Origin of the sequence: Bradyrhizobium sp. R2.2-H (genome assembly GCF_004346455.1) — a bacterium.
In the GTDB taxonomy this organism is placed as follows: Bacteria; Pseudomonadota; Alphaproteobacteria; order Rhizobiales; family Xanthobacteraceae; genus Bradyrhizobium; species Bradyrhizobium diversitatis.
The window spans coordinates 286,727-302,830 of record NZ_SMBR01000002.1 but is presented as its reverse complement, the minus strand read 5'-3'; the positions used below and the strand labels follow the sequence as shown (position 1 = coordinate 302,830).

Below are 16,104 nucleotides of genomic sequence, written 5' to 3'. Positions count from 1 at the left end.
GTCATGTTTCATTTCTCCAACATCATGCGCACCAAGGGCGACCCCGAGATCGTCGAGGGTGGACCGAGCCTGAAGCAGCCGGCGGACCAGCTCGCGCGCGCACTCGGCTGGTTCAGCATCGGCCTCGGCATGGTCGAGCTCTTCGCGCCAAGGCGCGTCACGCACACGCTTGGCATGGAAGGCCGCGAGACGCTGGTGCGCGCCTTCGGCGTACGCGAGATCATGGCCGGGATCATGTCGCTTTCGGTCGAGAAGAACGCCGGCCTGTGGGCCCGTGTCGGCGGCGATGGCCTTGATGCCGCCGCGCTGCTGTCGGGGCTGACGTCGGACAATCCCAAGAAGGGCAATATCGCGCTCGCACTGCTGATGGTCGGCGGCATCGCCATGCTCGACTACCGCGCCGCGCAGGACACCAAGCCCCGCCGCCCGCCGCGCGATGCACGGCGCAAGCTCTATCCGAGCCGCAGCGGCTTTCCGAAGGGCATCGAGAGCGTCCGAACTGCGGCAAGGCAGATCGCGGCGCATGCCGGGCAGAACGAGGTGAAGCAAGGTGATGAGCGCCGGGTCCCGTGACGAAGCGGCGTGGTGGGAACCCGCCGCTATCTACGAGATGGTTACGACCGCTGCGGTCGCAGGACGATGTCCTTGCCTACAAGGCGGACGGAGGCAAGCAACGCAATAACCATCTCAAAGGGCACCGGGCGCGCATTGCGCGCCTGCGCGATTGCGGATCGTATCCCGCTTCACTTCCTACTCCCGCCAGAATTCGGCCAGCTCTTCCGCTGTCAGCAGGTCGACCTGGCCGTGAAAGCGGGTGCGATACATCGTCATGAGCGCATCGTGCCCGACATCAGACGAGCTGCACAGCGCGTCCTCGACAATGACGACCCTGAAGCCGAGATCGACGGCGCTCAGGACCGTCGAAAGCACGCAGACGTCCGTCTCCGCGCCTGATATCACGACGGTACCGATCTTCTTTTCGACCAGCAGGCTCGCGAGACCGGGATTGCTGAAGGCCGAATAGGCCGGTTTGTCGATGACGGCAGCCGGCGGAACGAAGCGGTTCAAGGACGGCACAAGCTCGAGGGCGGACTGCGGCAGATGCCTGCGGGTCGCCTGGTGCCAGCGGCGAAAATAGCTCTGCCACTGCCCCGGACGATCCTCCGGATCCTGCGGGGCGATGAAGCGCGTGAAGATCGTTCTCGCCGGATTGCGCGAGACGATCGAAACGATCGTCGGCAGGACACGCTCCATCCAGGGCGTCGCCCAAAGGCCGCCGGGAGCGAAGATGTTCTGCATGTCGATGCACAAGTGAACGGCGTCTCTGATGTCGGCGACATCCGACGTGCTGTCCCTCATATCCTCCACCCCTGACCATGTTGACCTTATCCAGCCATCCACGATGCTGAAATCGGCGTCTCTCCGCCGTCGATGATTTCGGCCAGAGCATCATAATTCTCGACCTTTGCCTTCTGCCGCACGACTTTTCCTTGACTGCAGGCCCGCACCAAAACCCGAGATGCCATCGCAAGTTCCTAAGTGCCCGGATCCTTGCGCCGGCTCGCGCGTCATGACTGGACGCAGGACGAGCATCCATGCACGGCTCTCCACGGTCAAGATGCCAAGACCAACCTCGAGCGACGCGCGTGATGTGCGCATTGTGGCAGAGGAACGCCGCTCGGAAAACGCGGACTCGAGTTGGCCAAGTCGCGGGTCCTCGAGTTCACCGGCGAGGCCATCAAGAAATAGCGATCATGCTCCCCCCGGCGGTCGGCTTGTTCCCGACCTTCGTGATCTCGAACGAGTGGCGATGCAGGGGCGCGGGATGCTCGTCGCCGCTGCTGCTGTTGTTCAGCACCAGACGGTACCGCTTGCCCCTGACGGTGAAGAGCGGATCCGTGTCCGGCGAGGAAGGTTCTCGGATCGCCTGACCCAAAGCCCTCGACGGTCAGAGCAGCTGGAACTCCGAGCCATGCAGCTGCGCTGGTGATACCCCCTTCAGCACAATAGCATCGTGAGTGGCGGGCGATGTAATGATCGTGTCCGGGCCGGCGTCGGTTGCTGCAGCCAAGATCTCGGCAACACTGCCGAACAAGTTACGACTGATCGCTATCGTGTCATTATCGACATCGAAATCGCCGATTGTTGCGGTGCCAAAATTCTCATTGAACACGAAATTGTCGCTTCCTCCTGCGCCGAAGATCGTGACGCCGTTGCCGACGTTCTGAAATGTCTCGTCTGCACTGGTACCATTGACAACGCTTAGGTGCGACATGTCTTGTGACGCATAGGTACCGACTATCGTAATCGTCAGCGCCTGACTTCCCACATTGCCGTGCCCGTCATTGACCTGCGCCGTATATCTAATGGTCAATTCATCGCCGGCTTTGAGAAAATCGAGATCGGCATCAGTCGGACTGTAGGTCCAATTCAACGTCTGCGTCGCACCATTTGACTTGACGATGTCGAACGCGATGTAGCTGGCATCGACCAGTGTTGCGACATTGGCGCCAAAGGGCAGCGTCGTTGAGCCGTTCGAGCCGCTGAATTCGACGCTGGCGTTTCCGATCACTGACGCCGTGAGCGTGTCGCCGATATCGACGTCGTTCACGGTCAGCGTTCCCGACACCGGTCCCGCGAGGCCGGTGTGGCGATCGAGGACAACTCCCGCAGAGATGTTTTCGAGCTCAAATGCGTTGAAGTTGCCCGTTTCTAGAACCACCCGGTCGAAGGGGTTGATTCCGACAAATTCCAAATAGCCATTCGAAGCGAACACACCCTGATGTGCGCTCAAGAGCGCCGCAACTTCGGCGCCGGTGTAGGATACAACAAGATTCACGCCGTTGTAGAAACTGAGCTTGTTCATTGGGTCAATCGTACCCCAATACAGGCCAAACGTGTTTCGCTCCGAGCCAAAGGTGATTGTCTCGGTGCTGCCCGCGCTGAGGCTCAAATAGTCGGTAGTATCCGCGCCGCCTGGCAACGGTCCGAGGAACAGAGCGACCGCGACGCCGGGGATCGATCCATTGATGACGCCGACATTTCCCGATCCCGAAAATGTGGCATCCAGCGAAGCACTGTAAAAGTTGCCGTGGAACGCGTCGGATCCGCTTGGCAGGTCATCGAACGACTCTGTCGCCAGGCCCAGCGAGTTTGTGTTTACCCCCTCGGTCAGCGCGATCGGATTGACCACGACGGCCTGCACCGGTGGATCGGTCTCGCCGAGAATTGTCGGTGGATCGTTGATGCCCGCTACGACCAGCGTCACGGTCGCCGAAGCAGTCGCACCATGAGTGTCAGCTATCGTATAAGCGAAAGAATCGGTGACGGTCTGCCCGGCCCCGAGGGCGCGAAAGGCAGCGGCGCTCGTCGATTCGTAGATGATGTCAGTGCCGGAGAGCGACACCGCAGCACCGCTCGCACTGAGTCCGCTGACGGAAAGGACCGCCAGACGATCGCCGGTATCGGGGTCGGTGTCATTCGCAAGCAGAGTGCTTGCGGCGATCGTCAGCGAGCTGCCCTGGCTCACATTCGCCGCGCTCGGAGGAAGCAACGGCAGCACATCGGCGTATGCAATCGGTCCGTCATTGGCGCCGCGGATGACGATTGTCACCGCCTTTGGTGTGCCGTCGATTGTCGCCACCGTGAAGCTGTCGGTAAGGGTGCCACCGACATCGAGCGCCCTTACCGCACCCCTGCTACCGGTTAGCATGTAAGTCCACACGCCATCGCCCGTCATCGTGAAGACACCGTACCCACCATCGCTCGCCTGAGGCGCATTGACTGGCTTAAAGGTGTTGGGCGGGTTATCGACGTCCGTATCGGTAAGCGTGCCTGTTGCCGTCGCCGTGCCGGCGGCAGCATTGGCGGCGTCACCTGCCGCGTCCACCACGCCCGTCGCGTCGCCGGCGATGATCGCTGCGTCATTGACGCCGTTGATGGTGACCGTAAGGGTCTGAGTGGCCCTGGATGCACCGTCCGAGACCGTGACAACGAAACCTTCGGTTGTCCTCGCAGTCAGCGCATTGACCGCCTGATTATCCGGAGCGAACGCATAGGCGCCGGTCGAGCTGTTGACGTAAAGCGTGCCATATTGACCGGCTTTGGAAATATCATAGGTCACACCGCCCAGTTTCGCGGCTCCAGTGACTCCGCCGCTTATGCTGTAGCTCAGCGGAGCGCCGGTATCAAAGTTGATCGCCTTCAGAGCACCGGCAGTCGAGGGGAAATGGTCAAGGGCAGACGTGTCGGTAACAATCGGCAAAGCCGTGGCGGTCAACGACCGCACGGGGGGATCGACGATAGCGGGAACGACAAAGAGCGTTTGTATCGCCGGCGGAAGCTGCGGAAGCGGGGCATCAGGCCTGATAAAATCGATGCGTTGAGGCGTCAGGGGGTTAACGGACGGGGGTGTGCTTGATCCCTTTGCTCCTGTCTCCTTCGAAAAATTGGCGAGCACGTCCTGTTGTGCGGCGCGGAGCTCCTCCATCTGAGCGGCAGTATTGTTGACCTTGTTTACGGCGAACGAGGATCCTTTTTCGTGCAGAACAATAGTCTGTCCGGGATCGTCAACCAGAATATGTCGCGGGATCGCCTCTTTGGTTACGAGTTCGAACTCGCCATGCGCGAGGTCCTTGTAGGTAATGATACCATCATCCAGGAATGTGGCTTCGGGATCGGCCGCACGAGCTTGCTTTGACTCGGCCAAGATCAGGGCTGTGAACCACAGCAGGCCAGTTACCTCGAATGGGGCTCGGCTTCCCCCAAACGTTCCAACGAACGCGAGCCCTCTTGTTATCCAACTCGCGAGCAAGGCGCGCGCCCGTCCAGCTCTTTCGAGCCATCCCGAATGGCACGCACGATCAAGAAAAGTCGTAGTCCGGGGATTTGTCGACAAATTGACAACGCGGGACCGCAATTGCTTCACCTGCGTTCTCCAACTCAACATGGTGGCAAATTGACATTGCCTCAGCCTGGGCTGTCAAAATCCGCGCGCCGCTCGTGATTGCCGGATCCTTGTTAAATCGCTTGCGCCTTTGAAAAGACGCCCTGCGCCGCAACCGACATCTGCCCGTCGAAAAATGACCTCGCGCACATAAAAAACATCTGGTGCCATGTGACCTGCACACAGCTCAGCGCCTTCTCAGAAATTTGTTCAATTAATGTACTCGACCGAGATGCAGCCGTCTATGTGCGGCGCAACACCGGCACGGGCATCGGAAACCTAGGTCGCTCAGTCTAGCCTGTGTGGCCTAGTCGGACCGCGATATTCGGAATCGAACGGCGCGTTGCTTGTGTTATCATCGGCAATCTTCTCAGAAGGGGGAGATCATGTTCGTTCGCACGATTACCGCGCTGGCGACCTATTTCATTTTGACTCTGCTTGGCTCGTTCGCCGGACCAGCTGAAGCCCAAGTCAATGCAGCGCCGCCCGCGATCCAGGATGCAGCGAAGCTCATCGGAAAGGTCGTCAGCGCCACCGGCGCGGTGACCATCGAACATGCGAACGCAGTCGTCATCGAGGCCAAAGCGTCTGGCTCGACGAAGGTTGGAGACCCCGTCTATGTAGGCGATGTCATCCGGACCGGGGTTGACGGCCGGATCGGCATCAATTTTGCGGATGGCACAACTTTCAATCTATCGACCAACGCCCGGATGGTCCTGGACGAGTTCGTGTATGACCCTGGAGGAAACTCGAATTCGACCTTGTTTAGTCTAACCAGGGGGACGTTTACCTTCGTCGCCGGAAAGGTTGCCAAAACAGGCGATATGAAGGTCGACACTCCTGTCGCGACCATGGGAATTCGAGGGACCACACCGCACGTCGCAATCTCGGATGATGGCTCAGTCAAATTCTCCACGCTTATCGAGGAGGGCAGGAAGAAAACGGAGGCACCCGCGACGCGAGAACCCCGCCAGAACGCTACCCGCAAGTTCGATCTCAACATCTGTCGAGGCTGCTAGGATCATTGCCATACGCGCAACCGTCGTTCAGCAAATGCCCACAAGGTTCGGCGCACGCCCGCCACGCTGCGGCCGCGCAAACCCGCCGATCGAGAGGCATAGTCGTCATATGCGCCCTGGCCTTGCTACTCCTGCCGTCGTTGGCTGCCGCGCAGAACCCGACGGCCAACAGCCTCCGGGATCTTGAACTCTGCAATGGCTCGGAGCGCAGCTCGCTCGACTCACGAATTTCCGCTTGCTCGACGCTGATCGACTCGCACCAGAGCACGGCAGCAGGCCTGGCGATTTCCTACAATAATCGTGGGAATGCCTACGTTGCGAAGGGCGACTACGACCGCGCAATCCAAGACTTCAATGAATCGATCAAGCTGGCACCTGAATTCGCCAAGCCCTACAATAACCGGGGTGTGGCCTCCCTGCTGAAAGGCGAATACGACCTCGCGATTCAGACGCTCGACCATGCCATCAGGCTGGACCCCGGCTACGCCAAAGCCTTCGCCAATCGTGCGCAAGCGCACCTGAAGAAGAATGAGTACGATGCCGCGTCGTCCGACCACGACGAGGCCATCCGTCTCACATCGGATCTTGACGAGGTATGGAGCGGCCGCTGCTGGACCAGAGCCGTGCTTGGCGCCCTGCAGGCAGCGCTGGAGGATTGCAACAGATCGCTTCGATCCCAGCTGAACAAGGCGGCCACGTACGACTCGCGCGGGATGGTCCATCTAAAGATGGGCGCGCTCGACGCGGCCGTCGCAGACTACAGCTCGGCGCTGACATTTGACCCAAAGCTTGCAAGTTCCCTCTACGGAAGGGGCTTGGCCAGACTGAAGAAGGGCGACGCGATCGGCGGCGACGCGGACATTGCAGCCGCAAAAGCCATTCGCCCCACGATCGTCGAGGACTTCTCGCGGTACGGCGTGCGATAGGCGCTAGTGTCTCGATAGTGCGACCTCATTGCCCGCGATCAGCGCCGTCGCTGTGGCCAGCCACGCCTCATGCGAGGCGTTCCTCGCACGCTATTCGGCAGCAACGCTCAGCAATTGCGCGGACGGCCTTCCGTCCATATCAACGGCCGGATGAACCTCGACGCCGTGATGATGCGGGGTGTCAATGCCGCCGTGGTCGGCGTGCTCGACGCAGCGCTGTACGATCCGGTATGGACGACGACCGTGCATTCGCCGCGAGACTTCGGCATCGCACTTGTCGGCTTCGTTCTCCTGGTCGCCTGGCGCGCCCCTCCGCTCATCGTCGTCGCCTTCAGCGCCGCTGCGGGCATAGCGATGACGCTTGTCTGAGTTCACGCTACGAGTCTGGTCTTATCGTCTTGTTTCGCCAACATCGACGCCGGCGCGTTTCGCGAAGAACCACGGAACGCTGCTGCGTTCCGTGGTTCTGTTCAGTCGGCGATGGATCAGACGAAGCGGAAATCGTCCGCCGCGAGCGAGGCCATCTGCAGATTGGCCAGCGTCACGGTGTTGTCGGCATCGAGCGTCACGACGACGTTGTTGCCGACCTGCGTGGTGTGCGACATCACTTCGGCGAAGTCGGCGAACAGGCTGCTCGAGAATTGCAGCACGTCGGCCGAGGCACCGGTGGTGGCGAAGTCGGTGACGGTGTCCTTGCCGAAGCCGGCGGCGAACATGAACACGTCGGCTCCCGAGCCGCCGGACAAGATGTCGTTGCCGGCATCGCCCGCGAGGATGTCGGCACCCGACCCGCCCTTGATGGTGTCGTTGCCGGCACCACCATTCAGCAGGTCGTTTTCGGAGCCGCCATCGATGCTGTCGTCGCCGTCGCCGCCGGAGACAAGGTCGACACCCGAACCGCCCTTCAACGTGTCCTTGCCAGCGCCACCCTCGACCACATCGTTGCCGGAGCCACCGTCGACGCCGTCGTCGCCGTCGCCGCCGCGCAGCGTGTCATTGCCGGCACCACCGGCGATGACGTCGTTGCCGGCTCCGCCATCGAACATATCGGCGCCGTTGCCGCCTGTGAGATGGTCTGCACCGGCGCCGAGCACGAAGCCCTCGATGCCGCTGAAGTGGTCGGTGCCGATGCCTGCGCCGGTCGCGGTGCCGGACGCCAGGTTGATCGTGACCGCACCGGTGGCGTCGGACAGATCCAACACGTCCTGACCGCAGCCGCCGTCGATGGTGTCGTCACCAGCACCGCCTCGGAGCACGTCGTCGCCGAAGCCGCCGAGCAGCACGTCGTCACCGGCGCCGCCGATCAGCAGGTCGTCACCGAGGCCGCCGTTCAGGGTGTTGGCTCCGGCCGAGCCGATCAGCGTGTCGCCGAACGCCGTGCCTACCGCGTTCTCGATGCCGGCGAGATGGTCGGCGCCCCGGAGATAGCCCGGATAGTAGGCCAGCCCGGAGTCGAGGTCGATTGTCAGCTCGAACAGGATGTGACTGTAGTCGATGGTGTCGACGCCGTCGCCGCCGTCGTAACGATCCAGACCATGGCCGCCGATGAAGGTGTCGTCGCCGGCGCCGCCGAACACCAGATCGTTGCCGAGGCCGCCGACGATCGTATCGCTGCCGCCGGTTCCGATGCGCAGCTTCCAGGTGCCGTCGGCGAAGCCGAGTTCCTCGATGTTGCCGAGCGTGTCGGTGCCGTCGCCGCCGACCTGATCAGCGATGTTGATCGAGCCGTCGGCATTGAGCGTCATCGCGTATCCGGCAATCGCGCCGGAGAAGGCCGCGATGTCGGCCCCCGCGCCGCCGTCGATGGTGTCGTCGCCGGCACCACCAATGATCAGATCGTCGCCGTCGTTGCCGTAGATCTCGTCGTTGCCTGCATCGCCGTAGACGGTGTCGTTGCCCTGGTTGGCGTAGATCCGATCGTTGCCTTCGCCGCCGTGGATGGTGTCGTTACCGAACGAGGTGTAGATCTCGTCGTTCCCGGCACCGCCGTCGATCTCCATGTTGGTCGAGATCCAGTCGTTCGAGATCAAGATATCGTTGCCGTCGCCGAGCAGGATCTGGCCCTGGATATCGGACCCGATCCAGATGTTGACGAAGTCGTCGCCGGCGCCGAGATCGACCTTGCCGACGATCTTGCCGGTGTTGCCGAGCCTGTCGTTGCCGTCGCCGAAGCTGACGTCGCCGGTGATGACGCCGGAGCTCTGGTTGATCAGCTCGTCGGCACCGGCGCCGAGCAGGACGTCGCCGGTGATGATGGCGCGGTTGACGATCAGATCGTCACCCTCGCCCATGTTCACCGCTGATCCGCCGGTGGCGGTGATCGAGCCGTCATTGCTCAGCGTGTCGCTGCCGCCGCCCATCGAGACGCCGCCGACGATCTGACCGGTGGCGCTGTTGGTGAGGCTGTCGGCATAGGTGCCGACCAGGTTGATCGCCTCGTTGCCGCGCAGGTCGAACCGCGCCGCATCCTCGGGGGTGACCCCTTCCGGACCGTGGCCGTCGCCCTTGATCAGGCCGTGGTTGACGATGGTCGTCACCCCCAGCGCGTTGGCGTTGCTGGAGTTGTCGACCTGGATCGCACGGCCGTAGCCGTAGATCTCGCCGCCGGCATTGTTGACGATGCTGCCGCCGCCGATCGCGATCGCTTCGGAGACGTTCGGCTCGCCGTCGTGATAGCCCTCGGCGCCGAGGCCCGAGATCTTGCCGTAGTTCACGATCTGCACCAGACCGTCGACATCGATGGCGTCGCCGTCGCTGTCGGACAATTCGGCGGAGCGGCCCTCCATCACGCCGTGGTTGGTGATGAACGCCTTCTGCGCTTCGGTTCCGTCGGTGTCGAGATTCACCGCCGAGCCGTTGCGGCCGATCATCGTGCCGCTGTTGATGACGGTGACGGCATTGTCACCGGTGACGGCATGCCGCGAAGCTTCCATCCAGCCGCCGGCATAGTTGTTGACCTTGCCGCCGGTGTCGCTCTGGAAGTCGACCAGATCGCCTCCGCCCACGAAGGTCGGATCCGTCGTGATCGTCCCCCAGTTGTTGACGACGCCGTCGGTGCCCGGGCGGATCACGTCGGTATCGCTGCCATGCTGGCGGATGACGCCCCCGGCAAGGTTGTTGATCACCGCCGACGCGCCGTTGTTGTCGAAGGTGCGGAAGTCGAGGACGCGGCCATTCGCTTCGATCACGCCGGCGTTGTTGACGGTGATGGTCGCGTCGGCGTGACCGGCCCGTTCCGGGGTCAGCGCGCCGCGGACGACGCCACCGGCCTGGTTGTTGAGGGTCACCGAGCCGGTCGCCCCCGCCGTGGTGGTGAGCGCACGGGTCGAACCTGAGATCTCGCCGGCATTGTCGATGACCGCGTTGCCACCGCCCTGCCAGACGATCGCGTTGCCGGACACCGAGAGCGCGCCGCCGGCCTCGATGGCGACGTGGTCGTTGTTGTCCACAACGAGGCTCGAAGCCAGCGTCGCGCCGCCCTGGATCGTCACGCCGTCGTACGATGCCGATCCGGCCACCGACCAGGCGCCTGCGGCCACCAGCAGGTTCTCGACATTGAGCGTGGCGATCAGTTCCGCCGTGCCGCCGCCGATCAGCTTGACGGTGTCGTTGCCGGCGCCGCCGTCGATCAAGCTCGGCGCGGGATCGTCGGTGGAGACGATGATGAGATCGTCGCCCTCGCCGGCTTCAGCAGTGTCGCCGGCGCCAGCCACCAGCTCGTCGTTGCCGTCGCCGCCTTGCAGGGTGTCGTAACCTTCGCCGCCGACCAGGACGTCGTCGCCTTCGCCGCCGGTCAGGGTGTCGTCACCGTCGCCGCCCGCCAGTTGGTCGTCGCCAGCGTCACCGTCGAGCGTGTCATCGCCTGCACCGCCAAGCAGCGTGTCGTCGCCGTCGCCGCCGGACAGGGCATCATCGCCTTCGCCGCCATCGAGCTGGTCGTCGCCGCCGAGCCCGGCGAGGACGTCGTCGCCCCCGAGGCCCTTGAGGACGTCGTCACCGAGCGCGCCGGTGAGTTCGTTGTCACCGTCGTCGCCGACCAGCACCAGCGCCTCGGTTTCGAGCACCGTGTCTTGACGATAGTCGAGGTTCTGGATGCGCTCGTCGTGCGCCCGGTCGGTGTCGGCGACGTCGTAGGGCGTGTCGGAGTAGTTCGCCGCCATGTATTCGGCGAAGGCATCCTGCTCGGTGCCTTCGGCCGCGAAGTTCGCCCCCTGCCCCGCATCCGGAACCAGGTCTGGCGACAGATTGACGACGTTGGCAAAGGCGGGATTGGCCGCGACGAAGCTCGCGAACGGATAGCCGTCGCCGCCGGTGAGCAGGAAGCTCAAGGTCACGACCCGGATCGCCATCTCCGGATCGACCACCAGCTCGCCGTTCGCGACCAGCGCCAGCACCGGATTGCCGTTGTCGTCGATCAACGCCGCCGACTGCACGCGGTTGCCGGCCGGCAAATCCATGTCGAACGAGAACGCGATGCCGCCGACCTGGGCGAACTGGCCGGGCGTCGCGGTCGCCGTGGTCGCCGCCACCGCGTGCTCGAGCACCTCAAGCAGCTGATCCGCAGTCACCGTGACCATCGACAGCGCGTTGTTGAAGCGCAGCGAGTTGGCGATATCGAGCTGCGACACCTCGCCGGCTTCCTTGCCGACGCTGGTGTTCGCCAGCGGCGGGCTCTCCACCGCTTCGCCGCCGACCGCATAGACGTAGCCGATCGAGTCGCGGATGCCGCCGCCGTTCTTGATTGAAACGAGCACGGTCGGGTCGACCTTCTGGGCGTACCAAAGGTTCGCATCGGCGGAGAGGTCGCCGAGGTTGGTCTCCTCGGTGCGCGCCTCGCTGCGGCGGCCCTCGAGATAGACGTCCGTCTTGCCGAAGGTGTTGCCGTCCTGCACGTCGATGATCCCGCCCACCGCCTGGGCGACGTCGTTGACCAGATCGCCGCGGCCGCCGTCGGCAAACGGATCGGCGTCGTCGGCGTCCACGTCGCCGTCATCGTCGACATCGACCGTGGTGTTGCCGTCGTACAGCGAGGCGACCACCTCTTCCGTGCTGGCGTAGGCACCGTTGACTGCCGTGTTGGCGGTGTAGATCACGTTGCCTTCGGCATCGAAATCGACCACCAGTCGTCCGACATAGGAGTACTCGCCGGAGGTATTGACAATCAGCGTGGTTTTGCCGTCGGCGTTCGCGGTGACGATCGGATAGGTGTCGGCAGCGGTGTCGCCGGCACGGAGCGCGTCGGTCTCGTCCGCCAGCAGCGTGTGCGAGCCGCCGGCGACGATGACGTCGACGCCGTGCAGCAGCGGCGCCAGCGCCTTTTCGAGCGCGAGCTGCTGCAGATGGCTGACCAGGATGATCTTGTTGATGCCCTGGGCCAGCAGACCGTCGATCGTCGGCTGCAGGATTGCCGCCAGCGCCGCCATGTCATCGACATTGTCGCCGATCACTTCGACGCCGCCGGTCGAGGAGATGCTCTGCACGATCTGCGTGGTCGCGCCGACCACGCCGATCTTTTCGCCGTTCTCTTCGATGATCGTGGCCGGCGCGATCTTCTTGCCGATACCGGCCTCCGGCGGGAAGCCGGTGTAGGCGTCGGCATCCTGGATCGTGCCGGTGTAGACCGAGGCGAGATTGGCATCGGCCGAGAAGTCCAGATTGGCTGCAAGGTACGGGAACTGCGCGCCGGGATAGCCGGCGGTCTGCTTGATGATGTCGGCGAACGCCTTGGTACCGGCGTCGAATTCGTGATTGCCGATCGCCGAGGCCTGCACACCGATCATGTTCAGCATCGCCATGTCGGCGGTGCCGAAGCCGGGCGAGATGTTCAGCGTCCCGGCAGCCAGGCCGTAATAGGTCTCCAGCGCGGTTTCGTAGACCTCCTTCAGCGAGCCGTCGCTGCCGGCGCTGAAGAACGGGCTGGGAATGAAATTGTCGCCCGACGACAGCGTGATCGAGTTGTCATAGGTCTCCTCGAGATAATCGACGATCGCCGCGAAGTTGCCAGCGCGATCGACCGCGTTCAGGCCCGCCTCGAAGTCCGATGCATGCAGGATTTGCAGCGTGTAAGCCGGGGCCGGCTCCTGTTCCCCGAGATTGAGGCCCACGACCACCGGATCGTGGTCGGACACCCGGATCGCGGAGTCGCCGTCGAAGATCGAGGTGTCGCGGCCGTAGTCGGTGTTGTAGTCGAGCGCGTCGGCCTCGTCGGCGTTGATGTGCCAGGTGGTCACACCGGACACCTGCCCGCCGAGGCTGGCATTGGCGAAGGCATAGTCGAGCGTGCCGGTCTGGCCGTCGAACACATAGGAATAAGCGTCGTCCTCGCGGTCGTGCAGATTCTCATAGCCTGCGCCCTCGACGAGCGCGGTCGACTGCTCCTTGGCGTAGCCGTTGAAGTCGCCGAGCAGCATCACGTCCGGATCGCCCGAGCCGGTCGGATCGCTCGCCGCCCACGCGGTCAGCGCGGTGGCGGCCAGCTCGCGCTGGTTCTGCCAGTTGCCCTGACCGTCACCCTGATCGGAATCGGCGCCGGAGCCGGTACCGCTCTTTGACTTGAGATGGTTGGCGATCGCCGTGAAGGTTTCGCCGGTCGCCAGCTCCTCGAAGGTCACCGCGATCGCGTTGCGGCTGGTGTTCTCGCCGTCGAACACCGCGCCGACCGTGCTCTGCCCGAGCAGGCCGCCGAGGCCGAGCCCGGGCAGGTCGGCGTCGTTGAGGGTCTCGATGGTCGTACCGTCGGCGATCTTCACCGCCGTGGTGTCGTAGATGAAGCCGACCGCGATGGCGTCGCCGCCAACGAACTGCTGGCCGGGATCGACCCAGGCATAGGTACCCGCCCCAGCCACGGCATTGAGCTGTTCGACCAGATACTTGATCGCGTTGCCGGACGATGCGGCGGAGAAGTCGTTCTCCAGCTCGGTCAGCGCCAGCACGTCGACGTCCATGTCGAGGATGGCCGCGACCAGCTTCTCGGTCTGACGCGCGAACTCCGCGGCGTTGTCGGCGCCGCGCGGCGCTTCGCCGATCGCGGTGGTGCCGCCATTGTCCAGCGTGGTGAAGTAGTTCAGCACGTTGAAGCTCGCCACCTTCAGGCGGCCACCGACGTCTTCCGGCGCATCGGTGCGCGGATTGTCGCCGGCTCCGAAGGTGTTGGCGCCATCTTCGACCGAGCGGATCCGCCAGGTCGCCCCCGAGGCGGAGTTGCCGGCCCATTGATAGTCGAGCACGCCAGTCAGGCCGGTGACGGTGTCACCCATCCGGACCGCGTCGGCGGTGCCGTAGTTCGGCGTGGCGGACGGGTTGTCGTTCGGATCGAAGCCGTCGAGGTTGTTGATCGCGGCGTTCTGGACGTTCAGGCCATCGTCATAGGTGATGGTGCGGGCACCGAGCTCGGCCAGATACGCCTGGTAGGCGGCGGCGTCGGGCGCGTTCTCCTGCGTGAACTGTTCGGGCCGTTCGCCCGCCGCCAGCTTGATCTCGTTGAACCGGTCGAGATTGTACTGCTCGGTGACGGTCAGGGTCTGCGGTATCGTGACCAGCATGCCTTCATAGGCTTCAAGATCAGGCTGGTAGTCGCCGTCCTGGCTCAGCGTAGTGCCCATCGACGGCAGGTCGATCTGCACCGCCATCGTGTCGACGTCGGCCACCGCGCCGGCCTGGACGACCGAAATGTTGCTGGCGGTGAGCTCGGTCAGGCCGAAATATTCGCTGATCGAGCCGGTGACGCGCACCCGGTCGCCGATCTGGACGTCGGTGGCGCTCCCGTAGACGAATATCGCCTCGGAGGTCAGTACGTTGCCGTCGGAATCGGTGGTTTCCTCCTGGAGATAGAAGCCGTTGAGATTGCGGTTGGCGCCGGCATCGCCGTTCTGGAAATCGCCGACCACGATGGCTTCGACGGTCACAGTCTGGCCCACCATGGCGCTGCTGGTTCCGCTGCCCTGAATCGTGCTGATCTTGGTAATGCCGACGTCGTCGTTGACGATGGTGCCGGTCGCCGTCGCGGCGCTGCCGATCGTGGTGGTCACGGCCGCCGAATTGGAAACGTCCTGCAGCGTCAGCGTGAAGCTCTCGTTCGGCTCATTGACGGCGTCGCCGGCGACGGTGACGGTCACGACCGCGGAGGTCTCTCCCGCGGCGATGGTGCCGCTGAAGCTGACCGGCTCGCCGCCGACATAGTCGGCCGCATCGGTCTGTGCCGAAGCGATCACTCCCGAAAACGCCACGTCGCCCGTGGTGCCACCGTTGCGCTCGACGGTGAACTCGAAGATTGTCTGACCGCTGTTACCTTCGTCATGCGACACCGTAAGTGAATCCGGCGCGAAGGCGACGTGCTGAGCTTCGATTGACGATTCGGACGAACTGGTGACGCGGATGTCGTCGATGCCGACCCACTCGTCATTGCCGACGGCGTTGGTGGTGAGAATGCGTACCTGGAGGTCGCTGCGGCCGTTGATGGCGTCAGGCAGCAGCAGATCGAACTGCGTCACCTGGGTCGCGGCACCGCCGGTGGTGACGTCGGCGGCGTAGCCGCTCGGAACGTTGCTCCACGCCCCGCTCGAACCGAGCCGATACTGCACGTTGATCTGCTGCGCGGCGTCGTCCGTGCTGGCGTCGAGGTCGCGTGCGTCGAAGCTCAGCCGGACATCCTTGCGGCCGGTGGCGTCGAGATGGATCACGAGGCTGGGGGCATCCGCACTGTTCGAGCCGTTCAGCGCCACCGTCGGGTTGGCAATCTGGAATTCGGCCACACCGCCGTTGGTGATGGCGGTGTTGGTCTGGTTGGCGACGACGTCGACATCTCCTGACGACGGTCCGGTAGCCGTACGCGCGTCCACCCCGGTGGCCGAAACGACATCGTTGCCGAGATAGCCGACGATCGATGCGACCCCCGACCAATCATCGTTGGTCGTGATAAGGCCAGTATTGGACCAATCCTGCAGGAAATCGCCGTTCGCCAGGACATGAGGGGTCGTCGACATTTATCGCCACTCCAGCGCTTGAGAAAAGACGTCGCAGATCACCGCCTCACGGCATGCGCGAGGGCGTGGTCCAGACGGCCGATTGTTAACGGATCGTTAATGGTTAACGTATCGTTACTGATTTGATAGAACGCCGATGACAACAGATCGGTGACTGCTTGTTAACGGGCCGGTGAAGTTGCCGCCCGAAGAGCCCCGCGAAGACCGACAGAACCAACTACCAGCTTTGCGCG

Annotated in this window: 7 protein-coding genes and 1 pseudogene; 4 read left to right on the top strand and 4 right to left on the bottom strand. The window is 63.3% G+C overall.

Features of this window, described 5'->3' with window-relative positions:
• The first annotated feature begins 3 nt into the window (after nt 1-3).
• On the top strand, nt 4-573 hold the full coding sequence (locus EDE08_RS05425; RefSeq protein ID WP_131867891.1) for a hypothetical protein: 570 nt from the start codon (nt 4-6) through the stop codon (nt 571-573).
• A gap of 177 nt (nt 574-750) precedes the next feature.
• Here EDE08_RS05425 and EDE08_RS05420 read toward each other — a convergent pair whose 3' ends face one another.
• The 3 genes from EDE08_RS05420 to EDE08_RS05410 all read right to left on the bottom strand — a co-directional run bounded on the left by EDE08_RS05420 (nt 751) and on the right by EDE08_RS05410 (nt 4,708).
• Nucleotides 751-1,359 carry a cysteine hydrolase family protein gene (locus EDE08_RS05420; RefSeq protein WP_131867889.1) on the bottom strand — a complete coding sequence of 203 codons (609 nt, stop codon included), beginning with the start codon at nt 1,357-1,359 and terminating at the stop codon, nt 751-753.
• 379 nt (nt 1,360-1,738) lie between these two features.
• Entirely contained in the window at nt 1,739-1,936 is a 198-nt protein-coding gene (locus EDE08_RS39470) for a multicopper oxidase domain-containing protein (RefSeq protein WP_349627620.1), read from the bottom strand.
• A 12-nt stretch (nt 1,937-1,948) separates the two neighbouring features.
• Entirely contained in the window at nt 1,949-4,708 is a 2,760-nt protein-coding gene (locus EDE08_RS05410; RefSeq protein WP_165935754.1) for a VCBS domain-containing protein, read from the bottom strand.
• 623 nt (nt 4,709-5,331) lie between these two features.
• Here EDE08_RS05410 and EDE08_RS05405 point away from each other — a divergent pair.
• From EDE08_RS05405 to EDE08_RS05395, 3 genes and pseudogenes are all read left to right on the top strand, one after another.
• Entirely contained in the window at nt 5,332-5,964 is a 633-nt protein-coding gene (locus EDE08_RS05405) for a FecR family protein (protein WP_131867885.1), read from the top strand.
• A 122-nt stretch (nt 5,965-6,086) separates the two neighbouring features.
• Nucleotides 6,087-6,890: a tetratricopeptide repeat protein gene (locus EDE08_RS05400; RefSeq protein WP_245524711.1), complete on the top strand. Its 804-nt coding sequence runs from the start codon at nt 6,087-6,089 to the stop codon at nt 6,888-6,890.
• A 168-nt stretch (nt 6,891-7,058) separates the two neighbouring features.
• Nucleotides 7,059-7,259: pseudogene (locus EDE08_RS05395) on the top strand (chromate transporter); the annotation flags it as partial.
• 116 nt (nt 7,260-7,375) lie between these two features.
• Here the strand turns inward: EDE08_RS05395 and EDE08_RS05390 are convergent.
• Complete coding sequence (locus EDE08_RS05390; RefSeq protein WP_131867883.1) at nt 7,376-15,871, bottom strand: ExeM/NucH family extracellular endonuclease; 8,496 nt, start codon at nt 15,869-15,871, stop codon at nt 7,376-7,378.
• Between the last annotated feature and the right edge of the window lie 233 nt (nt 15,872-16,104).

Excerpts from the sequence above, each read along its gene's own strand:
- EDE08_RS05405 (WP_131867885.1), top strand. The coding sequence starts at position 5,332 with ATGTTCGTTCGCACGATTACCGCGCTGGCGACCTATTTCATTTTGACT.
- EDE08_RS05420 (WP_131867889.1), bottom strand. The coding sequence starts at position 1,359 with ATGAGGGACAGCACGTCGGATGTCGCCGACATCAGAGACGCCGTTCAC.
- EDE08_RS05390 (WP_131867883.1), bottom strand. The coding sequence starts at position 15,871 with ATGTCGACGACCCCTCATGTCCTGGCGAACGGCGATTTCCTGCAGGAT.
- EDE08_RS05425 (WP_131867891.1), top strand. The coding sequence starts at position 4 with ATGTTTCATTTCTCCAACATCATGCGCACCAAGGGCGACCCCGAGATC.